At 72.9% G+C, this 24696-nt stretch carries 19 protein-coding genes and 1 tRNA gene; 14 read left to right on the forward strand and 6 right to left on the reverse strand.

Features of this window, described 5'->3' with window-relative positions; genetic code table 11:
- The first annotated feature begins 60 nt into the window (after nt 1-60).
- The 5 genes from CP984_RS26475 (at nt 61) to CP984_RS26495 (ending at nt 4071) form a co-directional block, all read left to right on the forward strand.
- Nucleotides 61-2022, forward strand: coding sequence for a sensor histidine kinase (locus CP984_RS26475; protein ID WP_078575604.1), 1962 nt, complete (start codon nt 61-63; stop codon nt 2020-2022).
- A 2-nt stretch (nt 2023-2024) separates the two neighbouring features.
- Complete coding sequence (locus CP984_RS26480) at nt 2025-2432, forward strand: roadblock/LC7 domain-containing protein (protein WP_003980096.1); 408 nt, start codon at nt 2025-2027, stop codon at nt 2430-2432.
- Between the two features lie 73 nt (nt 2433-2505).
- Nucleotides 2506-2868 carry a DUF742 domain-containing protein gene (locus CP984_RS26485; protein ID WP_003980095.1) on the forward strand — a complete coding sequence of 121 codons (363 nt, stop codon included), beginning with the start codon at nt 2506-2508 and terminating at the stop codon, nt 2866-2868.
- Nucleotides 2849-3472 (forward strand): GTP-binding protein, encoded by a 624-nt coding sequence (locus tag CP984_RS26490; protein WP_003980094.1) that lies wholly within the window; start codon nt 2849-2851, stop codon nt 3470-3472. The genes CP984_RS26485 and CP984_RS26490 overlap by 20 nt, the downstream gene beginning before the upstream one ends.
- A gap of 389 nt (nt 3473-3861) precedes the next feature.
- A complete protein-coding gene (locus CP984_RS26495; protein ID WP_003980093.1) occupies nt 3862-4071 on the forward strand; it encodes an MbtH family protein in 210 nt (69 codons plus the stop codon).
- Nucleotides 4072-4163: 92 nt separating this feature from the next.
- On the opposite strand, the gene CP984_RS26500 is transcribed toward CP984_RS26495, so the two are convergent.
- Nucleotides 4164-5405, reverse strand: coding sequence for an acyltransferase family protein (locus tag CP984_RS26500; RefSeq protein WP_003980092.1), 1242 nt, complete (start codon nt 5403-5405; stop codon nt 4164-4166).
- Nucleotides 5406-5717: 312 nt separating this feature from the next.
- Between CP984_RS26500 and CP984_RS26505 the strand changes: the two genes are divergently transcribed.
- Complete coding sequence (locus CP984_RS26505) at nt 5718-6320, forward strand: DUF1707 SHOCT-like domain-containing protein (RefSeq protein ID WP_003980091.1); 603 nt, start codon at nt 5718-5720, stop codon at nt 6318-6320.
- A 152-nt stretch (nt 6321-6472) separates the two neighbouring features.
- On the opposite strand, the gene CP984_RS26510 is transcribed toward CP984_RS26505, so the two are convergent.
- Nucleotides 6473-6545: transfer RNA gene (locus tag CP984_RS26510), tRNA-Arg, on the reverse strand.
- Between the two features lie 312 nt (nt 6546-6857).
- On the opposite strand from CP984_RS26510, the gene CP984_RS26515 reads away from it, so the two are divergent.
- The 7 genes from CP984_RS26515 to CP984_RS26550 all read left to right on the forward strand — a co-directional run bounded on the left by CP984_RS26515 (nt 6858) and on the right by CP984_RS26550 (nt 17478).
- Nucleotides 6858-8765 (forward strand): dynamin family protein, encoded by a 1908-nt coding sequence (locus CP984_RS26515; RefSeq protein WP_003980090.1) that lies wholly within the window; start codon nt 6858-6860, stop codon nt 8763-8765.
- A gap of 191 nt (nt 8766-8956) precedes the next feature.
- Nucleotides 8957-11215 (forward strand): YfjP family GTPase, encoded by a 2259-nt coding sequence (locus CP984_RS26520; RefSeq protein WP_078575603.1) that lies wholly within the window; start codon nt 8957-8959, stop codon nt 11213-11215.
- Nucleotides 11216-11398: 183 nt separating this feature from the next.
- Nucleotides 11399-12127, forward strand: a complete 729-nt coding sequence (locus CP984_RS26525; protein WP_003980088.1) for a single-stranded DNA-binding protein — start codon at nt 11399-11401, stop codon at nt 12125-12127.
- A 339-nt stretch (nt 12128-12466) separates the two neighbouring features.
- Nucleotides 12467-13873 carry an LAETG motif-containing sortase-dependent surface protein gene (locus tag CP984_RS26530; protein WP_030179671.1) on the forward strand — a complete coding sequence of 469 codons (1407 nt, stop codon included), beginning with the start codon at nt 12467-12469 and terminating at the stop codon, nt 13871-13873.
- Nucleotides 13874-14621: 748 nt separating this feature from the next.
- On the forward strand, nt 14622-16286 hold the full coding sequence (gene ettA / locus CP984_RS26540) for an energy-dependent translational throttle protein EttA (protein WP_003980086.1): 1665 nt from the start codon (nt 14622-14624) through the stop codon (nt 16284-16286).
- 5 nt (nt 16287-16291) lie between these two features.
- On the forward strand, nt 16292-16741 hold the full coding sequence (locus CP984_RS26545) for an acyl-CoA thioesterase (protein ID WP_003980085.1): 450 nt from the start codon (nt 16292-16294) through the stop codon (nt 16739-16741).
- A complete protein-coding gene (locus CP984_RS26550) occupies nt 16738-17478 on the forward strand; it encodes a hypothetical protein (protein WP_030179678.1) in 741 nt (246 codons plus the stop codon). The genes CP984_RS26545 and CP984_RS26550 overlap by 4 nt, the downstream gene beginning before the upstream one ends.
- A gap of 142 nt (nt 17479-17620) precedes the next feature.
- On the opposite strand, the gene CP984_RS26555 is transcribed toward CP984_RS26550, so the two are convergent.
- Nucleotides 17621-18025, reverse strand: a complete 405-nt coding sequence (locus CP984_RS26555) for a globin (protein WP_003987371.1) — start codon at nt 18023-18025, stop codon at nt 17621-17623.
- A gap of 74 nt (nt 18026-18099) precedes the next feature.
- Here CP984_RS26555 and CP984_RS26560 point away from each other — a divergent pair, with 74 nt between their 5' ends.
- Nucleotides 18100-19140, forward strand: a complete 1041-nt coding sequence (locus CP984_RS26560; RefSeq protein ID WP_003987372.1) for a methyltransferase domain-containing protein — start codon at nt 18100-18102, stop codon at nt 19138-19140.
- An 85-nt stretch (nt 19141-19225) separates the two neighbouring features.
- On the opposite strand, the gene CP984_RS26565 is transcribed toward CP984_RS26560, so the two are convergent.
- From CP984_RS26565 to CP984_RS26575, 3 genes are all read right to left on the reverse strand, one after another.
- Nucleotides 19226-20713, reverse strand: a complete 1488-nt coding sequence (locus CP984_RS26565; protein ID WP_078955464.1) for an FHA domain-containing protein — start codon at nt 20711-20713, stop codon at nt 19226-19228.
- Nucleotides 20714-21301: 588 nt separating this feature from the next.
- Nucleotides 21302-22684: a vWA domain-containing protein gene (locus tag CP984_RS26570; RefSeq protein ID WP_030179684.1), complete on the reverse strand. Its 1383-nt coding sequence runs from the start codon at nt 22682-22684 to the stop codon at nt 21302-21304.
- Nucleotides 22685-22929: 245 nt separating this feature from the next.
- Nucleotides 22930-24696, reverse strand: a complete 1767-nt coding sequence (locus CP984_RS26575; RefSeq protein ID WP_003987357.1) for a protein phosphatase 2C domain-containing protein — start codon at nt 24694-24696, stop codon at nt 22930-22932.

Here is a 24696-nt window from a genome sequence, read left to right on the forward strand (position 1 = left end):
GAGCTGGGGCCCGCTAGACGTCCTGTGATCTGTCGATGTTTTGAGGGTTTTAGGGTGCAGATGGTTCGAGAAGGATCGTCGCCCGAGGGGCCGCGTCCTACCTCGGTTCTCGCGTGGATACTGCCCGCCGCGGCCACCGCGGTGGCCGCGGCCGTCGCCACCGCGACGGTTCCCTCGCAGGCGAGCACGCCGGTCATCTGGATCGGCGCGGTCGCCACCGTGGCGGTCGCGCTGGTGACCGGTGAGGTCTCCCGTCGCGGCCGGGCGCTCGCCGCGCTGCGTGAGCGGACCGCGACCCAGCAGGCCGCGCTCGGCCGGCAGGAGGCCGAGACCGTCCGGCTGGCCGAGGAACTGCTGCCCGAGGTGGTGGCCCGGCTCAGTCACGGCGAGTTCCCCGAGGACGTGTACGCCGCGATGACCGAGCGGATCACGCGTCATGCGCGTGAGGCGGGTCTGACGCCCGAGTTCACCGCGGCGCACCAGGCCGTACTGCGCTCCGTTCTCGACGCCGTCGTCGGCGAGGAGGACCTCCGCGAGTCCGCCCAGCGCGCGTTCGTGAACATCGCCCGCCGTGTACAGGCGATCGTCCACCAACAGGCGCAGGAACTGCGGGACATGGAGGACCGGCACGGCCAGTCCCCGGACGTCTTCGGTGACCTGCTGCGCCTGGACCACGGTACGGCCCTGATCGGCCGCCTCGCCGACTCCATCGCCGTCCTCGGTGGCGCGCGCCCCGGCCGCCAGTGGAGCCGAGCGGTTCCGCTGTTCAGCGTGCTGCGCGGCGCGATGTCCCGGATCATCGACTACCAGCGCGTCGAGCTGCACTCCGTGTCGGAGGTCGCGGTCGTCGGTACCGCCGTCGAGCCGCTGATCCACGCCCTCGCCGAGCTGCTCGACAACGCCACCCGCTACTCCCCGCCGCAGACCCGGGTGCACCTGACCGCCGTCGAGGTGCAGTCCGGTATCGCCGTGGAGATCGAGGACGGCGGCGTCAGCATGAGCGAGGAGGCCCGCAAGCGGGCCGAGCGGATGCTCCAGCAGGCGCAGCAGGGCATCGACGTCAACGACCTGGGCGAGACTCCGCGGCTCGGCCTCGCGGTGGTCGGTCGGCTGGCGCAGGCGTACAACTTCCAGGTTTCGCTGCGGCCTTCCGCGTACGGCGGTGTGCGCGCGGTGCTGATCGTTCCGCAGGACCTGATCACCACGGCCGCCGCGACCGGCCGCGCGCACGGCATCGGCGCGTCCTCCGGCCCGCGTACGGCCCGTACGGAGCGCCGCGAGGTGAGCGCGGCCCCGCAGGCCACCGGCCCCCGGCACGCCGCACCGGCCCCGTCCGTACCGGCGGCCCAGGCCCGTAACGGATTCCCGACCCAGTCCCAGAACGGCTTCTCGGCTCAGGCTCAAGCCCAGAACGGCTTCCCGCCCCAGGCTCAAGCCCAGCCCCCGGCTTCGGCTCCGTTCGCGCCGTCGATGCCCCCTGCCGCAGCGGCAGTGCCCCAGCAGTTCCGGGACGACGTCCGGGAGGAGACCCAGGATGACCTCCCCGTGGTGACCGAGCGGACCGCCAACGGGCTGCCGCAGCGGCGCCGCAAGTCCCGTGCCACCGCGCCCGTGCCCCCGGCGACCCCTGGTGCGCACGCGGCTCCCGCCGCCTCCCCGCCCGCCGTTCCCTCCACCGGAGGGACGGAGAGCGCCGCGCCGGTGCAGCCCGGCATGTGGCTCGCCGCGTTCCAGAGCGGTCTGTCCGGCGAAAGTCACTCGGGACAGTCGGGGCAGTCAGGCCGGGCGAATGCCTCGGGCCAGGCGAACGCGTCGGGGCAGACGGGCCAGCCGGAACGTTTCGGCAACACGGATACGTCGGGTCGGCCGGGGCACCTGCGCCCGGACCCGCCCGCCGAGCAGTCCGGCCCGGTCACCGACCGGACCGGCAACCCGGCCCCCGCGGCCGGTACGGGGACTTCAGTCAGTGCCGCAAGTGCAGCCAGTGAGAAGAGTGACGAGTCGTCGGAAAAGAGTGAGTAGCCATGATTCAGCACCGGCCCAACATGGACTGGATGCTCAAGGACCTCGCGGAGAGCGTTCCGCAGACCCGTCACGTGGTCGTGCTGTCCTCGGACGGCCTGCGCATGGCCCAGTACGGTACGGACACCGATACCGCCGACCGGCTGGCCGCGGCCTGCGCCGGCCTGCAGAGCCTGGCGGGCGCGGTGGCCGCGGAGTTTCCGCACAGCGACGGCCGGATGCGCATGGTCGTGATCGAACTGGACGGTGGCTTCTTCTACTTGATGGCCGCGGGCGCCGGCGCTTATCTGGCGGTCCTGGCCGATGAGGGTGTGGACGCCGGGCTGATAGGGCAGCGGATGCGGGACCTGGTGGCCCGTATCGGCGAGCACCTCAGCAGCCCACCGCGCCACGACGGACAGGGCGCATGATCCAGGGCGGCGAACGGATCGGCAGGCGGCCGGGGCCGCACGGGGGCACGGCAGGGCGAAGCGGGGACACGGCATGAGCGGAGCGGACCAGGACTGGGAGGACCAGAGCCCCGAGCGGCTCTACGTGATCACCGGCGGGCGCAGCGGCGCCTCCGGCCACACCACCTCTCTCGACCTGGTCACGCTGATCGTGTCGAAAACCGGCCCGCAACCGGGCATGCAGCCGGAGCAGGCGTCGATCATCCGGCTGTGCCACTCCCCGCTCTCCGTGGCGGAACTCTCCGCCTACCTGCAGTTGCCGGTCAGCGTGGTCACCGTCCTGCTCGGTGACCTGCTGGCCGACGGGCGGGTGGTGGCACGCGCGCCCGTGCCGCCCGCCCAACTTCCCGACCGTGCCCTTATTGAGGCGGTGATCCATGGACTTCAAAAGCTCTGAGACGCTCGTCGAACACCCCGCCCAGGGGCCGCGGAGCGAGGACGAACTGCCCGAGACCGCCGCGGCCGCGGTCAAGGTGGTGATCGTGGGCGGATTCGGGGTCGGCAAGACGACCCTGGTGGGCTCGGTGAGCGAGATCCGCCCGCTGACCACCGAGGAAACGATGACCCAGGCCGGTGTCGGCGTGGACGACATCGTCGGCATCGAGCGCAAGACCTCGACGACCGTCGCGATGGACTTCGGCCGCATCAGCCTCAACGAGGAACTGGTGCTGTACCTGTTCGGCACGCCGGGCCAGCAGCGCTTCTGGTTCCTGTGGAACGGCCTGTTCGACGGCGCGCTGGGCGCGGTGGTCCTCGTCGACACCCGCCGCCTGGAGGTCAGCTTCGACGTCATCGGGCGCCTGGAGGAACGCGGCGTCCCGTTCGTCGTCGCCATCAACTCCTTCCCGGACGCGCCCGTCCACCCCGTCGAGGAGATACGGGGCGCCCTCGACCTGCCCCCGGAGGTGCCGATCGTCGAGTGCGACGCCCGGCTGCGGTCCTCCAGCCGGGACGTGCTGATGACGCTGATGCGGTATCTGCATTCGCTGGCGGTGAGCTGAGCCGGTCCGTCCGCTCGTGGAGGGTCGAGACGACTGCCGGGTGGCCGGCCGTACAAGCCGAGCGGAAAGCCCAGGAGTAAGCGCTTACATCTGCACGGGAGCGACGCCCGCGAGCCCGGCAGAAGCTGCGAATCGGGGAGTTCAGGAGTTCGGGAGGTTCGGGGAGTCAGGGGGGGTGAGGGGGGCGAGGAAGCAGGAGACTCAAGGGGTTCGGGGGAACCCGTGGGGTACGAAGAACCCGAGGCGATCGCAGCACGCCATCGGGCGGCCATCGCCCCTCTCGAACCATCCCAATTACTCCCAAATCCCTCCCTTGCGCTTCGGTACCGGCGCCTCCTCCCGCATAATCCAAATCTCACCGGTAACTCCTTCACCGAGAGGTCACCCGCATGACGAACCCCTTCGAAGACCCGGAGGCGCAGTACCACGTCCTGACGAACGACGAGAACCAGCACTCGCTGTGGCCGGCGTTCGCGGAGATCCCGGCCGGCTGGCAGAGCGTGTACGGTCCGGAGGGTCGTCAGGCGTGCCTGGACTACGTCGAGGAGCACTGGACCGACATGCGGCCCCGCAGCCTGGCGGAGGCCATGGCCGACTGAGTACGCGTACTGAATGGGAGGTACCACTCCGGCGCGGAGTGGTACCTCCCATTCACGCTTCATCAGCTCTTCCCACCCCACCCCCCCCGCTGCTAGACCAGCGTCAACCGCAGCGCGAACGCCGCGAACCCCACCGCCAGCGCCCCCGCGCACACCCGCCGCCCCCGCGACACCCCAGTCCACGGCGTCTCCAGCCGTCTCGCCACCCGGGCGATGAGCACGAGCGTGACGGCGAAGAGCGGCAGCCACGGCAGGCGGGTCGCCATCCAGGTGGGGAAGTCCGGGGCGGTGGTCAGGCCCTGCACCGTCGTACCGACGAAGGAGGCAGGTACGGCGATCGCGAGCATCGCCGTCTGGTGCCAGCACAGGATCGTCATCGCGGACCGGTTGACGGCCGTGACCGGCGCCCACAGCGCGGGCCGTCGCAGCAGGTCCGCTATTCGGTCGCGCAGCAGGATCGCCGCGCCGGACTGCGCCGCGGCCAGGGCGATGACGAGCAGCGACGGCGGGTGCGAGTTCGTACGGTCGTGGCCGGGGACGCCGACCAGGCTCGCCGGATAGTGGAAGACGAGGAGCAGCAGCGCGAAGAGTGCCGTGCCCCCGGCGAACAGCAGCCAGGCGCCGCGCCTGCCGAGCCGCTTCTCGCCCCAGGAGACGCCCAGTTGGTAGCCGAACATCCAGCCGGGGATCAGGCTGATCAGCGTGACCCAGTACGGTATGGAGTCGGCGAACGGCCCGTAGCGCAGGAAGTCCATGACGGCGATGACCGCCGCCAGCGGTGCCGCCGCCCAGCCCCCGAGCCGCCGCGAAGCCGCCATGCAGTACGGGGTCAGCGCCGTCACCATCGCGTACACACCGACGAACCACAGCGGTTGGACGACCAGGGTGGCGGCCGTGTGCAGGGTCGTGACGGGCACTCCGGCCGCGTACAGGACGGCGGCGAGCACGGCCCAGACGGCGGTGACGCCGACGGCCGGCCGCAACAGCCGGGCCAGGCGGCCGCGCAGCCAGTCGCCCGGTGTCGCGCCCCGCTCGGCGGCGCGTCGGAAGGACAGGACGGAGGCGTAGCCGCCGACGAGGAAGAAGATGCCCAGCATCTGGAGCACCCAGGTGATCGGCGCCAGCGGGGCGAACGAGGACAGCGGGCTGGCGTTGTGCAGCGAACTGTCGGCGTCACGGACGAACCCGCCGACGAGCCAGTGACCGGTCGGCACGGCCAGCAGCGCCAGCGCCCGCAGTCCGTCGACGGCCCGGTCACGCAGGACCGGGTCGGGGCCGCCGGTGGCCGGGTAGGGGCGCGGGGTACGGGGGCGGGACCGTTCGTCCAGGCTCATGCTCCGGCACCCGGTCTTCCGGTGGGACGCGGCATGGCAGCATTCCTCTCCTCGCACACGGCCGGCCCGCGGGGTGCCGCGGGCCGGCCGGAAGTCCGTCATGAAGGCGATCGCCGATCGACCTCCATGCTGGTGCGAGGAGCGGCGGAACACAGTCGGGCCAGGGCCCGGATCGTGGTGGGGCAAACCCTCCTGTACGCCTGGGTGCCAGCACCCCATGGGGCGCGGACGAACGCTCACGCGCTCCCCGGGACGGCGCGAGCGCAATCGTCACGCGCCCTACGGCGCCCCTTTGTTCGTATCATCGGCCCCATGACCGCCAAGACTCCGGAACCCGCCGCCTGGGGCGAGCTGCGCGCCTCCCACTCCGACCGGGACGCGGTGGTGGAGCAGCTCAGGGGGGCGGCGGCCGAGGGCCGTCTCGACCTCGACGAGTTGGAGGAGCGGCTGGAACAGGCGCTCACCGCTAAGACCTTCGCCGACCTGGCCCCGCTCACCGCCGACCTGCCCCGCTCCGCCTCCGTACTGGACCCGGGCGAGCCGCTGGTCCTCAAGGGCGGTTTCCACGGCGCCGCCCGTACGGGACGCTGGCGGGTGCCCGCGCACATCACCGCGCACGGCGGCATGGGCGGCGTCCGGCTCGACTTCACACGCACCGAGTGCCGACTTCCCGAGGTCGAGGTGGAGGTGTACGGCGAGATGGCGGGCGTCACGGTGATCATCCCCGAGGGCTGGGCCGCGGACACCGACGGCATCACCACCGGCACGGGCGCCCTCAGGAACAAGACCACCCCCGACCGGCTCCCGGACACCCCGCTGATCCGCCTCACCGGCTCCGTCGGGATGGCGGGCGTGGTGATCCGCCACCCCAACGCCCGCGAACGCCGGGCGCTGAAGCGCGAGCAGGGGAAGTAGGCGACGTCGTACGCCGGGCGGGTGGCGGGGCGCGCAGCGGTAGCGCGTCGGCACCTGCCGCCACGGCCCTACGAAGAGTCACGGAAGACGCGGTGACCGGCGAGGCGTCTTCACACCGCCGTACCCACGGGCGCCCGGCGGTGAGGGATGTGCGCCCCCGGCAGGACTCGAACCTGCGGCCAAGTGCTTAGAAGGCACCTGCTCTATCCACTGAGCTACGGGGGCCAGATGGTGGGCGTGGATCACGGGCCGCCGACAAGGATAGGGCTCCGTGTGCCTCGTCCCGGTTGCTTCACCTCCGTGGCACGTTGTGGAGGTTCGGTGAAGCGGTCCCGATAATCGCAGGCAGGTACGAATTCTGCATCGCTTTTGGCGCCTCACGCGTCGGGTGTTGTGCACTCGTTATGCCTGCGCCCCTCTGATCGCGACTGCCTCATGCGTCGCTGATCCCGTTCTGTACCGATTTACGCGGCGCGCACAGAGGGCTATACGCTTCAAAAACCCGCCAAAATTGGGCATTCTGCACCTGTGGCAACCTTGGACGTACAACCCCGGCTCCTTGACGTTCTGTCCGCGCTGCGCGACCGCGTCGACGCCGCGCGCTTCCCGCTGCCACTGCCCGGCGCCGCCCGCGCCCGGCGCACCCGGTCCGAATTGCTGGACCAGCTCGACGACTATGTGATGCCCCGGCTGCGCTCTCCTCAGGCCCCGTTGCTCGCGGTCATCGGCGGATCGACCGGGGCCGGCAAGTCCACGCTCGTCAATTCGCTGGTCGGCCGTCGTGTCAGCGAGGCCGGCGTGCTGCGGCCGACGACGCGTACGCCGGTGCTCGTATGCCATCCGGACGACCGGCACTGGTTCGCCGACCGGCGCGTACTGCCGCAGTTCACCCGGGTGCGGGTGCCCGTGCAGGACGGCCCCGACGCCATGGAGGCGTACGACGGGACGGGCCCGTACGACGAAACGCGTGCGTACGTCGAAACGCACCCGTACGACGAAACGGGCCCGTACGGCGGGGCGGGGCCGTACGGCGGGGCGGGGCCGTACGGCGGGGCGGGGCCGTACGAGGGCGGAGACTCCCGGGCGGGCGGGAAATCGGCTTCCGAAGGCGGCGGGGGCGCGAGCGGCCCGGCCGTGGCCCGTGGCCCCGGCGGGCCGACGGGGGCCGGGAGCGCGGTGGGCATGGTGCGCGCGGCGGGCGTGGCGCCCCTGCGCATCGAGACGGACCCGGCGCTCCCCAGCGGCCTGGCCCTCCTGGACGCCCCGGACATCGACTCGCTCGTCGCGCGCAACCGGGAACTGGCCGCCGAGCTGATCTGCGCGGCCGACGTATGGGTCCTGGTCACCACCGCCGCCCGGTACGCGGACGCGGTGCCGTGGCACCTGCTGCGTACGGCGAAGGAGTACGACGTCACGCTGGTGACGGTGCTGGACCGGGTGCCGCACCAGATCGCCTCCGACATCTCGGCGCGGTACGCGGCACTGCTGACCCGCGCCGGGCTCGGCGACGTGCCCCGCTTCACCATCCCCGAACTGCCCGAGTCGGCCGGCGGCGGCAGCGGCCTGCTGCCCGCCACGGCGGTCGCGGCGCTGCGGCGCTGGCTGGAGCGGCACGCCCAGGACACCGCGGTACGGAACGCGGCGGCAGCCCGTACCACTGCCGGGGTCCTCGCCTCGCTGCGCTCCCGTATGCCTGCCCTCGCCGGTGCCTCCGCCGCCCAGCACGCGGCCGCGGTCCGGCTGGCCGACCAGGTGGAGCAGGCGTACGAGGAGGCGGCGGCACGGGTGCGGCGGGAGATCGAACAGGGGGAGGTGCTGTCCGGGGACGCGCGGGCCCACTGGCGCGACCACGAACTCGGCGGCCGCCCCGACGAACTCCTGGACGCGCTCACCCACGGCCTCACCTCCCTGCTGCGCTGCGCCGTGGAACAGGCCGACGAGCGGGCCGCCGACGCGTGGCGCCGGGACCCCGCGTCGGCCGACGCGCCCCTGGCCGAGGTGGCGGAGGTGGCGGCCTCGGCAGCCCGCCTGGGCGTCGTCGTACGGCGCTGGCGGCGCTGCCTGGAGGAACTGGCGGAGGAGGGCGTACGGGAGGCCCGCGCGGCCCGCGGCGTACGTACGGGGCGCGGGACCGTGCGGGCCGGAGAACGGACCAGGGCCGCGGCCGACCCCGAGGAAGCGGCGGCCCTGCTGGCCACCACGCTGCTGGGCGGCCGGCGGGCCCGTACGGCGGGCGATGCGCTCGCGGAACTGATGGGGGCTCAGGCAGCGCTACGGCTGCGCGACCGGGGCGGCCGGCTGCTCGAAACGTACCTTCAGCGCGCGTTGGACGGCGAACGGGAGCGGCGCTTGGCGCCGCTGGAGTCGCTGGGCGTACGGCCGGAACACCAGGCCGCGCTGATCGCCGCGCTGTCTCTGCTTCAGAAGGAGAGGGTGACGCGGTGACTGCTTCTGTAGGGCGTTCGGGTGGGGATGGCGTACACGAGAGCGCACCCGAGGGTGAGCCCGAGCCGGTTGTGGAGCCCGGCCGGGAGACGGGTTGGGTCGCGGAGCCGACGGCAGCGGCTGCCCAGGAACGGGGGACGAGCAGCGGAGTGACGGTGGGCGCCGAAGCGGTGACGGGCACCGACGCAACGATGTCCGCTCGGGGTGGAACGGCGCCGGACCCGAGTTCCAGCCCGGCCCCGGACCCGCACCCGAGCCCCGCCTCCTGCTCGGACGCCTCCGACTCGGACACCTCCGCCCCTGCCCCGACCTCAGAGGCCACCGCCCCGCACTCAGATCCCCCAACCCCGGAAACCACCCCGCCCCCCAGCGCCCCCGACACTTCCACCACCTCCTGGAACGACGGCCTGATCGCCCGCCGTGCGAACGGCCCCGACACGAAGCACGGCGCTGGGCGCCGCCCCGCCCCGGAAGCGGGGGCGGAGTCGCGCGGCGGAGGGCGCCCTGCGTGGCGGGACTGGGCCGAGTCGCAGGAGTGGGACGAGCGGGACCAGTGGCTCGCGCAGGACGAGTGGCTGGACGACGACGAGTGGCGCAGGCAGCGTGACTGGCAGGAGTGGGAGGATGAGGGGGAGAACGAACTCGAAGCCGTACTGTCCGTACTGAAGGAGACGGGGGAGCCCGTACAGGAGCCGCGGGGCAGACGGGACCGCCTGCCGGAGATGCAGGAGTACGGGCCCGCGCCCTCCAGGAAGCGGCGTTCCCCGGCGGAGCGGCTGCGGCCGCGGCTGGATGCCCTGCGTGAGCTGATCGGGCTGTCCCGGACGCGGCTGGATGGGGCCACGCTGGCGGAGGCGGGGCGCGTGCTGGACGCGGCGGACGAGCGGTACCAGCTGTCCGGTGAGCACACCGTCGTCGCGGTCGCCGGGGCAACCGGCAGTGGCAAGTCGTCGCTGTTCAACGCGCTCGTGGGCGCGGACCGGTCGGACGTGGGCGCGCGCCGGCCGACGACCGCGGAACCGGTGGCGTGTGTGTGGTCCGGCGGATGGCCGGGCGCGGAAGCGCTGCTGGACCGGCTCGGCGTGTCGGCGCGCCGCCGGTACGCGCCGGCACCCGGCGCCCCCGCACTGCCCGGCCTTGTCCTCCTGGACCTCCCCGATCACGACTCGGCAGCCGTCGGGCACCGCGAGCAGGTCGACCGGATGCTGGAACTGGTGGACGCGGTGATCTGGGTCGTCGATCCGGAGAAGTACGCGGACGCGGTGCTGCACGAAAGGTATCTGCGGCCGCTGGCGGGCCATGCCGAGGTCACGTTCGTCGTACTCAACCAGGTGGACCGGCTGCCGGGAGACGCCGCCGTACAGGTGGTGGACGACCTGCGCCGGCTGCTGGACGAGGACGGGCTGGCCCTCGGGGAGCACGGCGAACCGGGCGCGGCCGTACTGGCGCTGTCGGCGGCCACGGGGGAGGGCGTCGGAGAGCTGCGGGAGACCCTGCGGCAGTTCGTCGCGGAGCGGGGCGCCGCGGACCGGCGGCTGACCGCGGACGTGGACGCGGCGGCGGGCCGGTTGTGGCCCGCGTACGTGACGGACGGGCGGTACGGGCTGACCGAACCCGCCCGGGAGGAGTTCGAGGACTGGCTCGCCGAGGCGGTCGGCGCCGGAGCGATGGGGAGCGCGGCGGAGCGCGACTGGCTGCGGCATGCGGAGCGGGCGTGCGGCACGCCCTGGTCGCGGCTACGGCTGCGCAGACGGGCGGGGGCGCGCGGCCGGGGCGGACGGCCGGGCGGCGGGCGTACGAGTCCGGGACGTACGGGGGCGTCGCGGCTCTGGCACCGGGACGCGTGTACGGAGGTGGACGCGGGCGGGGACGAGGCGTGCGCGACGGTGGGCGGCTGGGTTCCGGTGGACGGGCGGGCGACGGCGCGGCCGCTGGTGGAACAGGCCGTACGGACCGTGGCGGGGGAGGCGGCGGAGGGGCTGCCCGGGCCCTGGGCGCAGGCGGTGCGCGAGGCGGCGACCCGGGGCGCCGAGGGGCTGCCGGAGGCGCTGGACCGGGCGGCCGCGGTCTCCGAGGGAGCGCTTCGGGCCGGGCCGCAGGTACGGCCGCGGTGGTGGTCGGTGGCCGGCGTCGCACAGGGGCTGCTGGCGTTGTTGCAGGTGACCGGGGTGTTGTGGCTGCTGGCTGTGGCGGTGGGCGCGGTCGAGGCGGGGGAGTGGTTCTCCGCGCTGCTGGTGGCGGGCATCGGGACGGCGGGCGGCCCGGCGCTGTCGTGGGCGTGCGGCGTGGCGGGGCGCGGTCCGGCCCGCCGGTACGGCCAGGAGGCGGAGCGGCGGCTGCGTACGGCAGCGGCGGTCTGCGGACGGGCCGCGGTGCTGGAACCGGTCGCCGCCGAGCTGTTGCGCTACCGGGAGGTGCGGGAGCAGTACGCGGTGGCGGCGGGGTTGTGAGCGGGGGCGCGACGGTGACGGCCCGTCGGGGTGGGCAACCCGGTCGGGTGACGGAGTTGTCCACAACTCGGCGGTAACGCACAGGCCCCGGCGGGCATCGGCGAATCCGTGCAGCATGGGTCCCACGCGAACAGGCCCGGGACCGGGCCGGGGGCCCGCCGGGGGCCTGTGACGGGGGAGTTGATGACGATGTACGACACGATGGTGACGCTGGTGGGGAACGCCGCGACGGCGGTGGAGCACCGGCAGACCACGGCGGGCGTTCCGATGGTGCGGTTCCGCCTGGCGACCTCCACGCGGCGCTGGGACAAGGAGCGCTGCTGCTGGGTCGACGGCGACACGAGCTTCTACACGGTCCGCGCGTGGCGGACGCTCGCGGACAACGTCGCCGCGTCGGTCTCACGCGGCGAACCCCTCGTCGTACACGGCCGCATGCGGGTGTGGGATCGGGAACTGCCCGAGGACAAGGGCGGACAGCGGCGGGTGTCGGTCGAGGTCGACGCGGTGGCGGTCGGGCACGACCTGACGCGCGGCACCTCCGCGTGGCGTCGGGTCGTCCGGCCGCGTATGGAGGCGATGGTGCCGTCCGCCGAAGGGTGGGTGCCCGAGGTTCGGGCGCCGGCGCCACCGGTCCCACCGCCTCCGCGTGGGTCGGCACCGCAGGCGCCGCTGGATCGCGTACCGAACGAACCTGACTGGACGTCTCCGGAGCCGGCGGTCGGCCCGCTGCCCGGGACGGCAGTTGGGACAGAACCCGGGGAAGCGGCCGGAGCGGCATCCGGGTCTGTGGGCGGCAGCAGCCCGCCCCCGCGCACCGGCGTCGAATTGGGCGACAAGTCACCGCCGGATGTGGACGGCCGCGGCGTACCGGCCGCAATCCCCGCTTCGGAGGACGCTGTTGCCGGGGCCTGACAATGCGTGATCGGAGCGCCACCGGGAGCCGTCTCTTTACCACTTCCGGTACCGCCCCGGCCACCTCGGTGAGCGATAAGCCTGAGAAGGCGTCAGTGCCCGGAAAGTCCCGGAGATTTGTCGATAATGCCAGGTCAAGTGGGGTGTAGTCGATAACGATTGCGATTCGGATCGCTTATGGGACGGTATTACGGGGGACCCTGTTGCGCCCGCTCTCTAGGATCCGACGGGTACTCACGAGTACTCACGGGGGCTGATGTATTCGGCTGTTGAGTTCCTTGGGTTCATTCCGGCGAGGCTTCTCCCCAATCGATCCCGCCTCGCCCAGAGGGGAAATTCATGATTTCAGTGAAGAGGCGGGGCGCAGCCCGCCTTGCCGCCGCGGTCCTGGCGTCGGGCCTGGTCGCGGCGGGTGCGATAGCGACCGCGGGTCCCGCTGCCGCGGACGAGACGACGCCCGCTCACGGGGGCGCCAGCGCGACGCTGGACGGTCTGAAGACCTACGGCCAGGCGGTGCTCCACGCCAACGGCCGCGACCAGGAGATCGGCGCCGGACTCTTCGAGATGAAGGTCGACCACGGCGGCATCCTCCAGACGTACTGCATCGACATCAGCACGCCGACGCAGCAGATGGCGAAGTACCAGGAGGTGCCCTGGAGCGCGTCCTCGCTGCACGACAACAAGGACGCCGGCAAGATCCGCTGGATCCTGCAGAACTCGTACCCCCAGGTGAACGACCTGGCCTCGCTCGCCAAGAAGGCCGGTGCGCCGAGCCTGAGCGAGAAGACCGCTGCTGCCGGTACGCAGGTCGCGATCTGGCGCTTCTCCGACCACGTCAAGGTCGACGCCGTCGACCCCGCGGCCGAGAAGCTCGCCGACTACCTGGAGAAGAGCGCGCAGAGCCTCTCCGAGCCCGAGGCGTCGCTGAAGCTGGACCCGCCGGCCGTCTCCGGCAAGTCCGGCAGCAAGCTCGGCCCGGTCACGGTGCACACCAACGCCGGCAGCGTCACCGTCTCCCCGGCCGCCGGTGCCCCCGCCGGCGTGAAGGTGGTCGGTGCGGACGGCAAGCCCGTCACCAAGGCGTCCAACGGCACCAAGCTCTTCTTCGACGTGCCGGCCGGCACGAAGGACGGCGCCATGTCGCTGACCGCCCAGGCCGCCACGAAGGTGTCGGTCGGCCGGGCCTTCACCGGCAGCGTCGGTCGCGTCAAGAGCCAGACCATGATCCTGGCCGGCTCCAGCGAGTCCACCGCGACCGCGACCGCCACCGCCTCCTGGAAGAAGCAGGGCGCGGCCCCGGCCGTCACCGCGGAGAAGGACTGCGCCAAGGGCGGCGTGGACGTCACGGCCACCAACAAGGGCGACGCGCCGTTCCGCTTCCAGCTCTCCGGCAAGGAGCACGTGATCGCGCCGGGCAAGTCCGAGACGATCACCGTCCCGGTCGGCGAGGACCAGGCGTACGAGATCACGATCAAGGGCGAGGGCGGCTTCACGAAGACCTTCACCGGGGTCCTCGACTGCAAGACCGCCGGCACCACCCCCGGTAAGCCCTCGTCGCAGCCCAGCCCGGCCACGGCCGGCGGCAGCAGCTCCGGCACCAACGGCACCACCGGCGGCGGCGACCTCGCCGAGACCGGCTCCAGCAGCGCCACCCCGGTGATCGCGGGCGTCGCGGTCGCGCTGGTCGTGGTCGGCGGCGGCGCGGTCTTCTTCCTCCGTAAGAAGAAGGCGGGCGTCACCCAGTAAGCACGGCGCGGATGTCATCCGGCCATCGGAGTGCGAGAGCACCCCGGTGGCCGGACCGGCGCAGTGGGAGTGATCCGGCGGCCGGATCGACGGAGTTGGGATGATCAGCCGGCCGGGCCGACGGAGTCGGGTGAGCAGCCGCCCGGACCGATGGAGCGCGAGCCGCCCCCGGCGTGAGCGGCCACACCCGCCCACCACGTGAGAGCGGCGGCCCGCCGAGCCCGAGACCGTACGCGGAACTCGGACCGCAACCGCGACCGCACGCGGACCCGGACCGTAACCGCGATCGCACGCGGACTCGGGACCGAAACCGTGACCGCACGCCCCCCCCGACCCGTAACCGTACGCACCCCACGCACCGCCCTCCGTAGCCGAGCCGAAACGGCTCCTCGGCCACGGAGGGCGGCCGTCGTATGCGGCGGCGGGCCCGGACGGGACGCGAAAGGAAGGGGCAGGGAAGGGTAGGGAGGGCCGGACCCCCTCCCGATCACGGCGGCGGCGCGGACTCCCGATCATGGCGGCCGGCAGGCCCAGGACACGGCACGCCCAGCCGGACCCCCGCTTTTGCGCCCCCGCTCACACCCCCGCAAACACCCCCGGCCCCGGCTCCGTAAGGTACTCGTTTCCATCGTGGGCTGGCCGTACGGCAAGATGGGGTGTATCTGCCCTCGCGCGGCGGAGCCGCTCATCGGCCCACGCGGCGGAGCCGCATTGACCATGACAGATCCAGACTGCCGGACGGTTTCTCTTGGCTGAGTACATCTACACGATGCGCAAGGCGCGCAAGGCGCACGGCGACAAGGTCATCCTTGACGACGTGACGCTGAACTTCCTGCCTGGCGCGAAGATCGGTGTCGTGGGGCCCAACGGCGCCGGCAAGTCGACGGTACTGAAGATCATGGCGGGTCTTGAGCAGCCGTCGAACGGCGACGCGTTCCTGTCCCCGGGCTACTCCGTCGGGATGCTCCTCCAGGAGCCGCCGCTGGACGAGTCCAAGACGGTCCTGGAGAACGTCCAGGACGGCGCCCGCGAGCTCATGGACAAGCTCAAGCGCTTCAACGAGGTCGCCGAGCTGATGGCGACCGACTACTCCGACGCGCTGATGGAGGAGATGGGCAAGCTCCAGGAGGACCTGGACCACGCCAACGCCTGGGACCTGGACACCCAGCTGGAGCAGGCCATGGACGCGCTGGGCTGCCCGCCCGGCGACTGGCCGGTCACCAACCTCTCCGGTGGTGAGCGCCGCCGCGTGGCGCTGTGCAAGCTGCTGCTGGAGGCCCCCGACCTGCTGCTCCTCGACGAGCCCACCAACCACCTGGACGCCGAGTCCGTGCAGTGGCTGGAGCAGCACCTCGCCAAGTACGCCGGCACCGTCGTCGCCGTCACCCACGACCGGTACTTCCTCGACAACGTCGCCGAGTGGATCCTTGAGCTCGACCGCGGCCGTGCGCACCCGTACGAGGGCAACTACTCCACCTACCTCGACAAGAAGCAGACCCGCCTGAAGGTCGAGGGCCAGAAGGACGCCAAGCGTGCGAAGCGTCTGAAGGAAGAACTGGAGTGGGTGCGCTCCAACGCCAAGGGCCGTCAGGCCAAGTCCAAGGCCCGTCTGACCCGTTACGAGGAGATGGCGGCCGAGGCGGAGAAGACCCGGAAGCTGGACTTCGAGGAGATCCAGATCCCGCCGGGCCCGCGTCTGGGCAACGTCGTGGTCGAGGTCGAGCACCTGAACAAGGCGTTCGGCGACAAGGTCCTGATCGACGACCTGTCGTTCACCCTCCCGCGCAACGGCATCGTCGGCGTGATCGGCCCGAACGGCGCCGGCAAGACCACGCTGTTCAAGATGATCCAGGGCCTGGAGGAGCCGGACTCCGGCAGCATCAAGGTCGGCGACACGGTCAAGATCTCCTACGTCGACCAGAACCGCTCCAACATCGACCCCAAGAAGACCCTGTGGGCCGTGGTGTCGGACGAGCTGGACTACATCAACGTCGGCCAGGTCGAGATGCCGTCCCGCGCCTATGTGTCGGCGTTCGGCTTCAAGGGCCCGGACCAGCAGAAGCCGGCCGGTGTGCTCTCCGGCGGTGAGCGCAACCGCCTGAACCTGGCGCTGACCCTCAAGCAGGGCGGCAACCTGCTGCTCCTCGACGAGCCCACCAACGACCTCGACGTCGAGACCCTGTCCTCGCTGGAGAACGCGCTGCTGGAGTTCCCCGGCTGCGCCGTGGTCGTCTCCCACGACCGCTGGTTCCTGGACCGCGTCGCCACGCACATCCTGGCGTACGAGGGCGACTCCAAGTGGTTCTGGTTCGAGGGCAACTTCGAGTCGTACGAGAAGAACAAGGTCGAGCGGCTGGGCCCGGACGCGGCCCGTCCGCACCGTGCCACGTACAAGAAGCTCACCCGGGGCTGAGCCGCGTGCGACACCTCTACTCCTGCCCGCTGCGCTGGTCGGACATGGACGCCTTCGGCCACGTCAACAACGCGGTGTTCGTCCGCTACCTCGAAGAGGCGCGGATCGACTTCATGTGGCGGCTGGCGCCGGGCGAGGGCAGCGCGTCCTTCTCGGGCGGGTCCGTGGTGGCCCGCCACGAGATCGACTACGTACGGCCGCTGGTGCACCGGCACGCGCCGGTGACCGTCGAGTCGTGGGTGACGAAGATCGGCGCCGCGTCGATGACGATCGCGTACGAGATCAAGGACGAGGAGACGGTGTACGTCCGCGCCTCGACCGTGGTCGTCCCCTACGACTTCGCCCAGCAGCGGCCCCGCCGGATCACCGCGGAGGAGAAGTCGTTCCTCCGGGAGTACCTGGACGACGGCGCCGGTGACGACGCGAAGCAGCAGGAGGGGGCCGTCGCCGCATGACGGCGCTGCGCCTGGCCGATGCCGGGGAGGCGGCGGATCTCGCCGCCTTCCTGGCCCGGCTGATCCACTACGACCGTGCCGCCGCGGTGCGGTTGCAGGCCGGGGACGGCGTGCTCGCGGTGTTCGGCCGCCCGCCGTCCTTCGAGGTGCTGGCGATCCGTACGGCCCGCCTGGCGCCGGCCGCGGCCCTGCCCGGCGCCGGTCTCGACCTCACGGTGTCCGCCGGTGACCTGCTCGAAGGCATCGACGAGCCGACGGACAGCCTGACGCTGCCCGCCCCCGTCACCGGCCCGCCGTGGGCCGGGGTCCTGCCGCCGCGCGGCGGCTGGCAGCAGGTGCCCGGGCTGCCGTCGCCGCAGGCGCTCGGCCGGACCGTGGCGCTGGCCGTCGCCGAGTTCCGTGCCCGGGACGAGGCGCTGCCGCCGGAGCGCCGTACGCGCGCCGAGCGCGACCGCATCGGGCGCGAGATCTGGTCCCGTACGTTGGGCGACACCCACCTGCCGCTGCGCGCCGCACACGCCGCGCAGTCCCTGGGCTTCCTGCGTCCCGTACGGGCCGAAGCGCAGGCGGGCGGTCACGGCCACCCGGGCACCGGACACGCCGCCGGGGCCGCGCTGGCCGAGCCGCCGTCGCTGACGCTGCTGGCCGCGGGCGGCTGGCTGCGGCTGCGGACGCCGTACGGATCGGTCGCGGTGCGTACGGGCGGGACGGCCGCGCTGCCGGTCATGCCGGCCTGAGGAGGACGGGCAGCCGCCTTGGACGTGCGTCAGGGCCGGGTACGGAGATCACTTCCGTACCCGGCCCTGATGGCTTCGAGCCCCATGCCCAGCACAGCCAGCCGTACCGTTCAGCGAACGGTCAGTATCGATCAGTGAACGCTCAATCAGCGGCATTGATCATCGAAGCCGCCGCATACGTCAGGTAGTTCCACAGCTGCGTCTCGTGCTCGGGGGACAGCTCCAGGGAGTCCACCGCGTCCCGCATGTGCTTGAGCCAGGCGTCGTGGGCGGCGCGGTCGACCTTGAACGGAACGTGCCGCATGCGCAGGCGCGGGTGACCGCGGTTGTCGCTGTATGTGCGGGGTCCGCCCCAGTACTGCATGAGGAAGAGCGCGAGGCGCTCCTCGGCCGGTCCCAGATCCTCTTCCGGGTACATCGGCCGCAGCAGCGGGTCCTCGGCCACCCCCTGGTAGAAGCGGTGCACCAGGCGGCGGAAGGTCGGCTCGCCGCCGACCTGCTCGTAAAAAGTCTGTTCCTGAAGCGTGCCGCGCGGAATCTTGTTCACCCGTCCATGGTGTCAGACGGCTCGGCGGTGCCGGACGGCTCGGCCGAGGACCTGCGACGTAGGACAGTGGGGACATGAGCGGTACAGAGCCCGGTCCCCGGTCGGACCGCGAACCGACGGCCGCGGCACGCGCCGAGCTGGTCCGGCAGATCAGGGCGGGCGGTCACCTGGGGGACCCGCGGTGGCGCGCGGCCTTCGAGGAGGTGCCGCGGCACCTGTTCGTGCCGTACTTCTTCGTGGCCACGGCCCGCGGCTACCAGCGGCTGTCCGGCTCCGACCACGATCCGGACCGGCGGGCGCGCTGGCTGGAGGGCGTCTATACGGACACGGCGCTGGCGACGTACATGCGGGACGGCGAGCTGGTGTCCTCCAGCAGCCAGCCGTCGCTGATGGCCATGATGCTGGAGGATCTGCGGGTCGGGGAGCGGGAGGGGACCGGCAGCGGGTGCCGCGTCCTGGAGGTCGGTACCGGCACCGGCTACAACGCGGCCCTGATGGCGCACCGGCTGGGCACGGACCGGGTGACCACGGTCGACCTGGACGAGGAGATCACCGGCCCGGCACGGGACCGGCTGGCCGCGGCCGGATACCGGCCCGCCGTGGTGACCGGCGACGGCGCCCTCGGCTGCCCGGAGCGGGCACCGTACGACCGGATCATCGCCACCTGCGCGCTGCCGTCCGTCCCCACCGCGTGGATCGAACAGTGCACGGCCGGTGCGCTCGTCCTGGCCCCGCTCGCCACCGGGCTGATCGCGCTCCGGGTCACGGAGCCCGAAGCCGTACGGGCGGAGGGCCGCTTCCTGGCCACGCCCGCGTACTTCGTACCGCTGCGCACCCCTGTCCGTACCCCCACCGGCACGGAACCCGCCCCCGCCGGCGGAAGGCGCCGGGCCCCGCGCGACGCTCTGCCGCGCGAAGCGCTCCGCGACGAGCGGTTCCACTTCCTGTGGTCGCTGGCCGCCGGCAGCCTCCCCCTGGACGAGATCCTCGGCCTGTGGCGGCGCGAAGACCGTCCGCGGCGTGAGCGTTTCGGCGTCACGGTGGACGGGAGCGAGCAGTACGCCTGGCTTGACTCGCCGGGCGGGCCCCATCGGTGGCAGTTGGGTGGAGGGTGATCTTGTACGCGGCGCGCGCTCGCCGGACATCAAAGAGCGTCGGCAGCAGCACGCGTGCTGCTGCCGACGCTCTCCAGTGCCGCTGTTACGCGCGGCGGACGGTCAACGTGGTCCAGGCACCCACGTGGACGCGGTCGCCCTCGTGGAGCGGGGTGGGGACGTAGGGCTGGATGGGGTCCTCGGCGAGGTTGACGGTGGTGCCGTTGGTGGAGTTCTGGTCGACCACCGCCCAGCTGCCGTCCTGCTGCTGGACCAGGAGGGCGTGCTGGTGCGAGACGCCCGGGTCCTCCGGGGGACGGCCCAGGTCGATGTCCGGGGACTCGCCCGTGCTGTGCCGGCGGCGGCCGATGGTGATCTGGCCGCCGGCGAGCGGGACCTGTTGCTCGGGGGAGTACGCGGGCAGGTTGAGGCCGGCCGCCTCCGGGCCGCTGCGGCCCATCATGGCCATGAAGTACTCGCGGTCCGGTGCGATCGCCACGACCCAGCCGTCACCGACGACCGGCGGCGGACCGGGCGGCGCGGCAGGGCCCGGAGCAGGGGCGTTCCACTGCTGCTCGGGCTGCTGCTGCGGGCCCGGCTGCTGCGGCGGCTGGCCGAACGGGCCGGGCTGCTGCTGCTCGAATGGGGCCTGCGACGGAGCCTGTTGTGCGGTCTGCTGCGGCTCGAACGGAGCCTGCGGCGGGCCCTGTTGCGCGGCCTGCTGGGGTTCGAACGGAGCCTGCGGCTGCTGCTGGGGAGGCTGCTGAGACTCGTACGGACCCTGCTGCTGCGGCGGGGTCGGCGGGCCCTGCTGCGGCGGCGGGAAGCCGTAACCGCCCTGCCCGCCAGTGCCCTGACCGGCCCGCCCGCCCTGGCTGTGCACCGGGCCGCCCTGCGGACCCGGCTGCGCGGGCGGCGGAGGTGCGGCCTGCGCGCTGGGCGGCGGCAGCGGCCAGTCGTCGTCGGCTGCGCGGGGCGGGAGCGTCGGGCCGGGCTGCCCTGTGGGCGCGCCGGGCTGCTGGCCCGGCTGCTGCTGCCGGGGAGGCGGAGTGGGGTGGCCAGTCTGGCCGGCCGGTCCCTGCTGGCCCCCCTGCGGGGGCATGCCGAACTGGCCGGACTGCTCGGGCGCGAGCGGTTCGGCGGGACGGTTGATCTGCGACGGACGCGAGCCCTGGTACTCGTACTGCTGCGGCGGGGTCGGCGGACCCTGCTGCGGCGGCGGGAAGCCGTAACCACCCTGCCCGCCCTGGGGGCCGCCGTGCGGGGCGGGCGGCGGCGGGGCGTACGAGGTCGCCGAGTGCGTCAGGAAGTTGTAGCGGCACTCCTCGCAGAACGGAGCCATGGCCTCACGCGGCGTACGGCACTGCGGGCACAGCTCCGGCTGGCCCTGCTGACCGGGCTGGCCCTGCGGGTTCGGCGGCGGGGGCGGGCCCGGTTGGGCGGACTGGTCGGGGCCGAAACCCTGAGGGGGAGGCGGCGGGGTGCTCGGGCCGGAGGCCGGGGGCGGGAAGCCGTAACCGCCCTGTCCGCCCTGGCTGCCGGAGCCGCCCTGCGGACCGGGCGCGGGCGCCGGGCCGGGGCCGCCCTGGCCCATCGGCCCCTGCGCCGCCGGACCCTGTCCTATGGGCCCACCCTGTGGCGCGGGCGGCGGGCCCTGGGATGCGGGTCCCTGAGACGCCGGTCCCTGAGGGGCCTGAGCCGGAGGTGCCGCGTTCTGAGGTGCTGCGTTCTGGGGCGCCGGTGCCGGGGGCCGGCCGGGGCCGGGGAAACCTTGCCCACCCTGAGAGCCGCCGGGGAAACCCTGCCCGCCCTGGGAGTCACCGGGACCACCGAAGCCGCCCGGAGCCCCGGAACCACCCGTCTCGCCGGGACCCCCCTGAGGCCCCGGACCCCCCTGGGGCCCCGGACCCCCCTGGGGCCCCGGACCCCCCTGGGGCCCCGGACCGGTCTGAGGGCCGGATCCGCCCTGCGCCCCCGGCCCGCCCTGCGGGGCCGGCTGGCCGGCCGGTGGCGTGTTGAGGAATCCCGCGGGCAGGGAGGGCGGCGGGGGAACAGCGCCCGCCATCCGGTGGCCGCACACCTCGCACCAGTCTTCGGCCACCGACTGGTGGCCGTTCGGGCAGGTCGGCATGTCGGATCTTCCCCCTCAGTACCGATTGTGTTCGGTAGTACGTCTAGTTTGTTATTTCTTGACGCGAACTGTCTTGGTCGAGCGCGTTTCGAGCGTCATCTCGTCCGCCTCCGTGACCTTCGCCTTCAGTCGCACAGTACCGGTCGCCGCATCGACGACGTCCACCACCTTCGCAAGCAGTTTCGCAGTGTCCTCGTTCCCGGACGCGCTCGCCAGTTGTACGGCTCGTCCCAACTTGGCCGTTGCGCCGTCCGCATCACCCGACTTGCGGGCATCCAGCCCCTGCTGGATGACCTGTGCCAGTTCGGCTTGTCCCGTGTAATGGGCGACCTGGGGGTTAATCGTGGTCGAAGCGGCCATATCGTCCGTCCAGACGGCCCGTACGAGACCCTGCGCCAGTGTCCGCGGTGCGGACCCGCCGGGCTCGGGGAGGACGAGGGAGACCCGCGCGGCCAGCATCTCCTGGCCCACCCCGGCGGCCGGAACCCGTACGCAGAGGTGGTAGTCGCGGGACTCGTCGCCCCAGGAACCTGTCGGATAGTCGCCGGTCCGCGGGCCGGATTCGGTACGGCGGCCGGTCAAGTCGGCCACGGACGGTGCCACTTGTTTGACGAAGGCGACCTCCGCTCCCTGCGGTGTCCACAGCCGCAGGGTGACGTCGGCCACCTCCTTGCCCATCGCGGCCTCCATCATCCGCGTGAAGTCGGCGGCCAGCCCGGACGGATCGGCGACGATGTCGGCCGTGCCGAGCAGCGCGGCGGCGATGCCGGTGACCTCCTTGACCTCCCAGTCCGTACCGACGCCGCGGGCGTCGCACGTGAAGCGCCCGGCGCAGGCCTCGAGGGTGGCGCGCAGGTCCTCGGGCGACTCGTGCTCGTTGCGGCCGTCGGTGAGCAGGATGCCGTGCCGGATGCCGACGTCCGCGTCGGTCAGCAGCCGGTCGGCCAGCCGTAACCAGGTGCCGATGGCGGTGCCGCCCCCGGCGCTCAGCTTGCGCAGCGCCTCCCTGGCCTGGGCGCGGGTGGTCGGGTCCGCGGTGGCGAGCCGACCGCCGCCCGGGTACACCTCGGCGGCCTGGTGGGTGCCGGCCACCACCGCGAAGGCGACACCGTCCCGTACGGTCCCGATCGCGGCGGCGGTCGCCTCGCGCGCGTTGCGCATCTTGGTGGGCGGGTAGTCCATCGAACCGGAGCAGTCCACCATGATCACGACGCCCGCGTGCCGGGCGGCTCCGGCGCTTTCCGGGCCGCGCGCGGCGCCGAGGCCGCCCGCGTCCGTGCCGGCGGCGAAGAGCGGCAGGCCGCCGCTGGTGCCGCCGCCGGTGGCGGTGACGGTGACGATGGCGTTCACCTCGCGCCCGCCCTCGGGCAGATACTCGTTCTGGTACACCTCTGCGGAGAACCGCGGCACGCTGGACTTGGCGAAATTGGCCATCTGTTCCGCTCCTTCGGTCCGCCGCGCGGCTCCGGTGCGGAGGCCGCCCGGCGGTGACGAGACACATGGTCGGGCGGAAGTCCCCGTGATCATCCCCCCGTTGGCGCCGTACTCGTGGTGGTGCGGTGGCGGTCGCCTCTATGGAACGTCCGGACGCGGCCGGAAGCTCCCCGGATTCCGGCCGCCGGTGCCGCCGCGCGGGCGGGCGGCACGCTCACGTCACATGCTCAGGCCGATCCTGCCCGTCACCGTGGCGCCGGGAACGGCACTACCGCCACCGTTACGTTGTCGTGGCCCCCACCCGCGAGCGCGTGGGCGACCAGGGTCCGCGCACTGTGCAGCGGCCGGTCGTGGGCGTCGGCCGGCAGCACCGCGGCGAGCTGCTCCGCGGCCTCGGCGTAGTTCCACAGCCCGTCCGTGCACACCACCACTACACCCGGTCCGTCGGGCTTGAAGGAAGCGGTGTGCGGCTCCAGTTCGTAGGCGTCCGCGCCCAGCCAGCCCGTGATCGCGTGCGCGCGGTCGTCGGCGTACGCCTCGGCCTCCGACATCAGGTTGTTGGCGACCATCTGCGCTGCCCACGAGTCGTCCTCGGTGAGGCGGACGGGGGCGGCGCTGCGGTCGTCGGGGATCCAGTACGCGCGGCTGTCGCCGACCCAGCCGATGACGAGCAGCCCGCCGCCGACCACCGCGCCGACGAACGTGCAGGCGGGCGCGTTCTGCTGACGGTACGGGTCGTGCTGCTGGGGCTGGTGGGGCGCGGCGGCCAGGGCGTTGACGGCCTTGGCGGCGGCGATGATCGCGTCGTGCATGGCCCGCTGCGGATGCGTACCGGCAGGCAGGGCGGCCAGCAGCGACCGGGCCGCCGTCCCGGAAGCGGCGGCGGACGCGTCGTCGGGCCGGGACGCGGAGGAGACACCGTCACAGACGACCGCGAGCACCGCGGGCGAACCGTCCGGCAGCGTCCCCTCGGAGATCGCGAAGAAGTCCTCGTTGCGGTGGTGGCGGTGGCCCCGGTCGCTGACCGCCGCCACGCCCGGCAGTTCCCGTTCCATGTGGTCGCGCTCGCGGGGCTGCGCGTGCCCGCAGTTCTCGCAGTAGCCGTCCTGGGCGACCGTCCCCGCGTGGCACACCGAGCAGATACGGGTGCCCTGGGCGGGGGTCTGGTGCTCGGGGGAGGAGGCCGGACCGGTCGGCAGCGGTGCCCCCGGTGACTGGGGAGGCTGCACCGGTTCCCCCGACGCGCCGGGCGTACGGTCGCCCGAAGGGCCGTGCGAAGACTCGGCACCGGCGCCGTAACCGACGACCCGGGGATCCGGCGCGTCACCGTGCGGGCCCGGCGCGGGGCCGGACGACGGCGGAACGCTCGCCTCCGCGTGCGGTGGCCGCGACTGCGCGTCCGCCTGCGGTCCACCGGGCGCGTAGCCGGGCGGAGGTGGTGGTACGGGGGCGTGCGGGCCGGGCGCCGCGCCGTTCGGGTGGGCGGTCGCGCCGGGCGCGTATGGGGCGTTGCCGTCATGCCCGGCCTGGGCGCCGTGTGCGGAAGGGGGTTGCGTACCGTACGCGGCGGTCCGGGCGCCGTACGCGGGCGTCTGCGAACCGTACGCGGGCGTCTGCGCACCGTACGCGGCGGAGTGCGCGTACGGCGGAGCCGGGCTCGGCGTGGGAGCGGCCACCGGCACGGGCGGCGGAACCGGGCCGGGGGCCTGGACCGGCTCCGGAGCCTGGACCGGCCCCGAAACCTCGCCCGGACCGGCCGCCTGTCCCGAACCTCCCGCCTCCACCGCCCCCGGCATCAAGAACCCCGCCGGCAGCGTCACCGACCCCGCCGGTCCCGCCGCTCCGGGCGCGGCATGTCCCGCGGCGTCACCCAGCGGGACCGTAGGGCGGTCACCGGTACCGTCCGGTCCGGCGGGGGCCACGACGTCGGCGCCGCAGAACCCGCAGTAGTTGTCCCCCGGTTCGAGCGGCTCGTCGCAGCTCGCACACCGGAACGGCCCTGTCACACCCAT

Source organism: Streptomyces rimosus (assembly GCF_008704655.1).
Taxonomy (GTDB): Bacteria; Actinomycetota; Actinomycetes; order Streptomycetales; family Streptomycetaceae; genus Streptomyces; species Streptomyces rimosus.

Coding starts and splice junctions, on each gene's coding strand:
- CP984_RS26495 (WP_003980093.1), top strand. CDS start 3,862: ATGACGAACCCCTTCGAAGACCCGGAGGCGCAGTACCACGTCCTGACG.
- CP984_RS26480 (WP_003980096.1), top strand. CDS start 2,025: ATGATTCAGCACCGGCCCAACATGGACTGGATGCTCAAGGACCTCGCG.
- CP984_RS26490 (WP_003980094.1), top strand. CDS start 2,849: ATGGACTTCAAAAGCTCTGAGACGCTCGTCGAACACCCCGCCCAGGGG.
- CP984_RS26505 (WP_003980091.1), top strand. CDS start 5,718: ATGACCGCCAAGACTCCGGAACCCGCCGCCTGGGGCGAGCTGCGCGCC.
- CP984_RS26565 (WP_078955464.1), bottom strand. CDS start 20,713: ATGGGCCAGGGCGGCCCCGGCCCGGCGCCCGCGCCCGGTCCGCAGGGC.
- CP984_RS26530 (WP_030179671.1), top strand. CDS start 12,467: ATGATTTCAGTGAAGAGGCGGGGCGCAGCCCGCCTTGCCGCCGCGGTC.
- CP984_RS26475 (WP_078575604.1), top strand. CDS start 61: ATGGTTCGAGAAGGATCGTCGCCCGAGGGGCCGCGTCCTACCTCGGTT.
- CP984_RS26550 (WP_030179678.1), top strand. CDS start 16,738: ATGACGGCGCTGCGCCTGGCCGATGCCGGGGAGGCGGCGGATCTCGCC.
- CP984_RS26500 (WP_003980092.1), bottom strand. CDS start 5,405: ATGAGCCTGGACGAACGGTCCCGCCCCCGTACCCCGCGCCCCTACCCG.
- CP984_RS26525 (WP_003980088.1), top strand. CDS start 11,399: ATGACGATGTACGACACGATGGTGACGCTGGTGGGGAACGCCGCGACG.
- CP984_RS26575 (WP_003987357.1), bottom strand. CDS start 24,696: ATGGGTGTGACAGGGCCGTTCCGGTGTGCGAGCTGCGACGAGCCGCTC.
- CP984_RS26485 (WP_003980095.1), top strand. CDS start 2,506: ATGAGCGGAGCGGACCAGGACTGGGAGGACCAGAGCCCCGAGCGGCTC.
- CP984_RS26520 (WP_078575603.1), top strand. CDS start 8,957: ATGTCCGCTCGGGGTGGAACGGCGCCGGACCCGAGTTCCAGCCCGGCC.
- CP984_RS26560 (WP_003987372.1), top strand. CDS start 18,100: ATGAGCGGTACAGAGCCCGGTCCCCGGTCGGACCGCGAACCGACGGCC.
- CP984_RS26570 (WP_030179684.1), bottom strand. CDS start 22,684: ATGGCCAATTTCGCCAAGTCCAGCGTGCCGCGGTTCTCCGCAGAGGTG.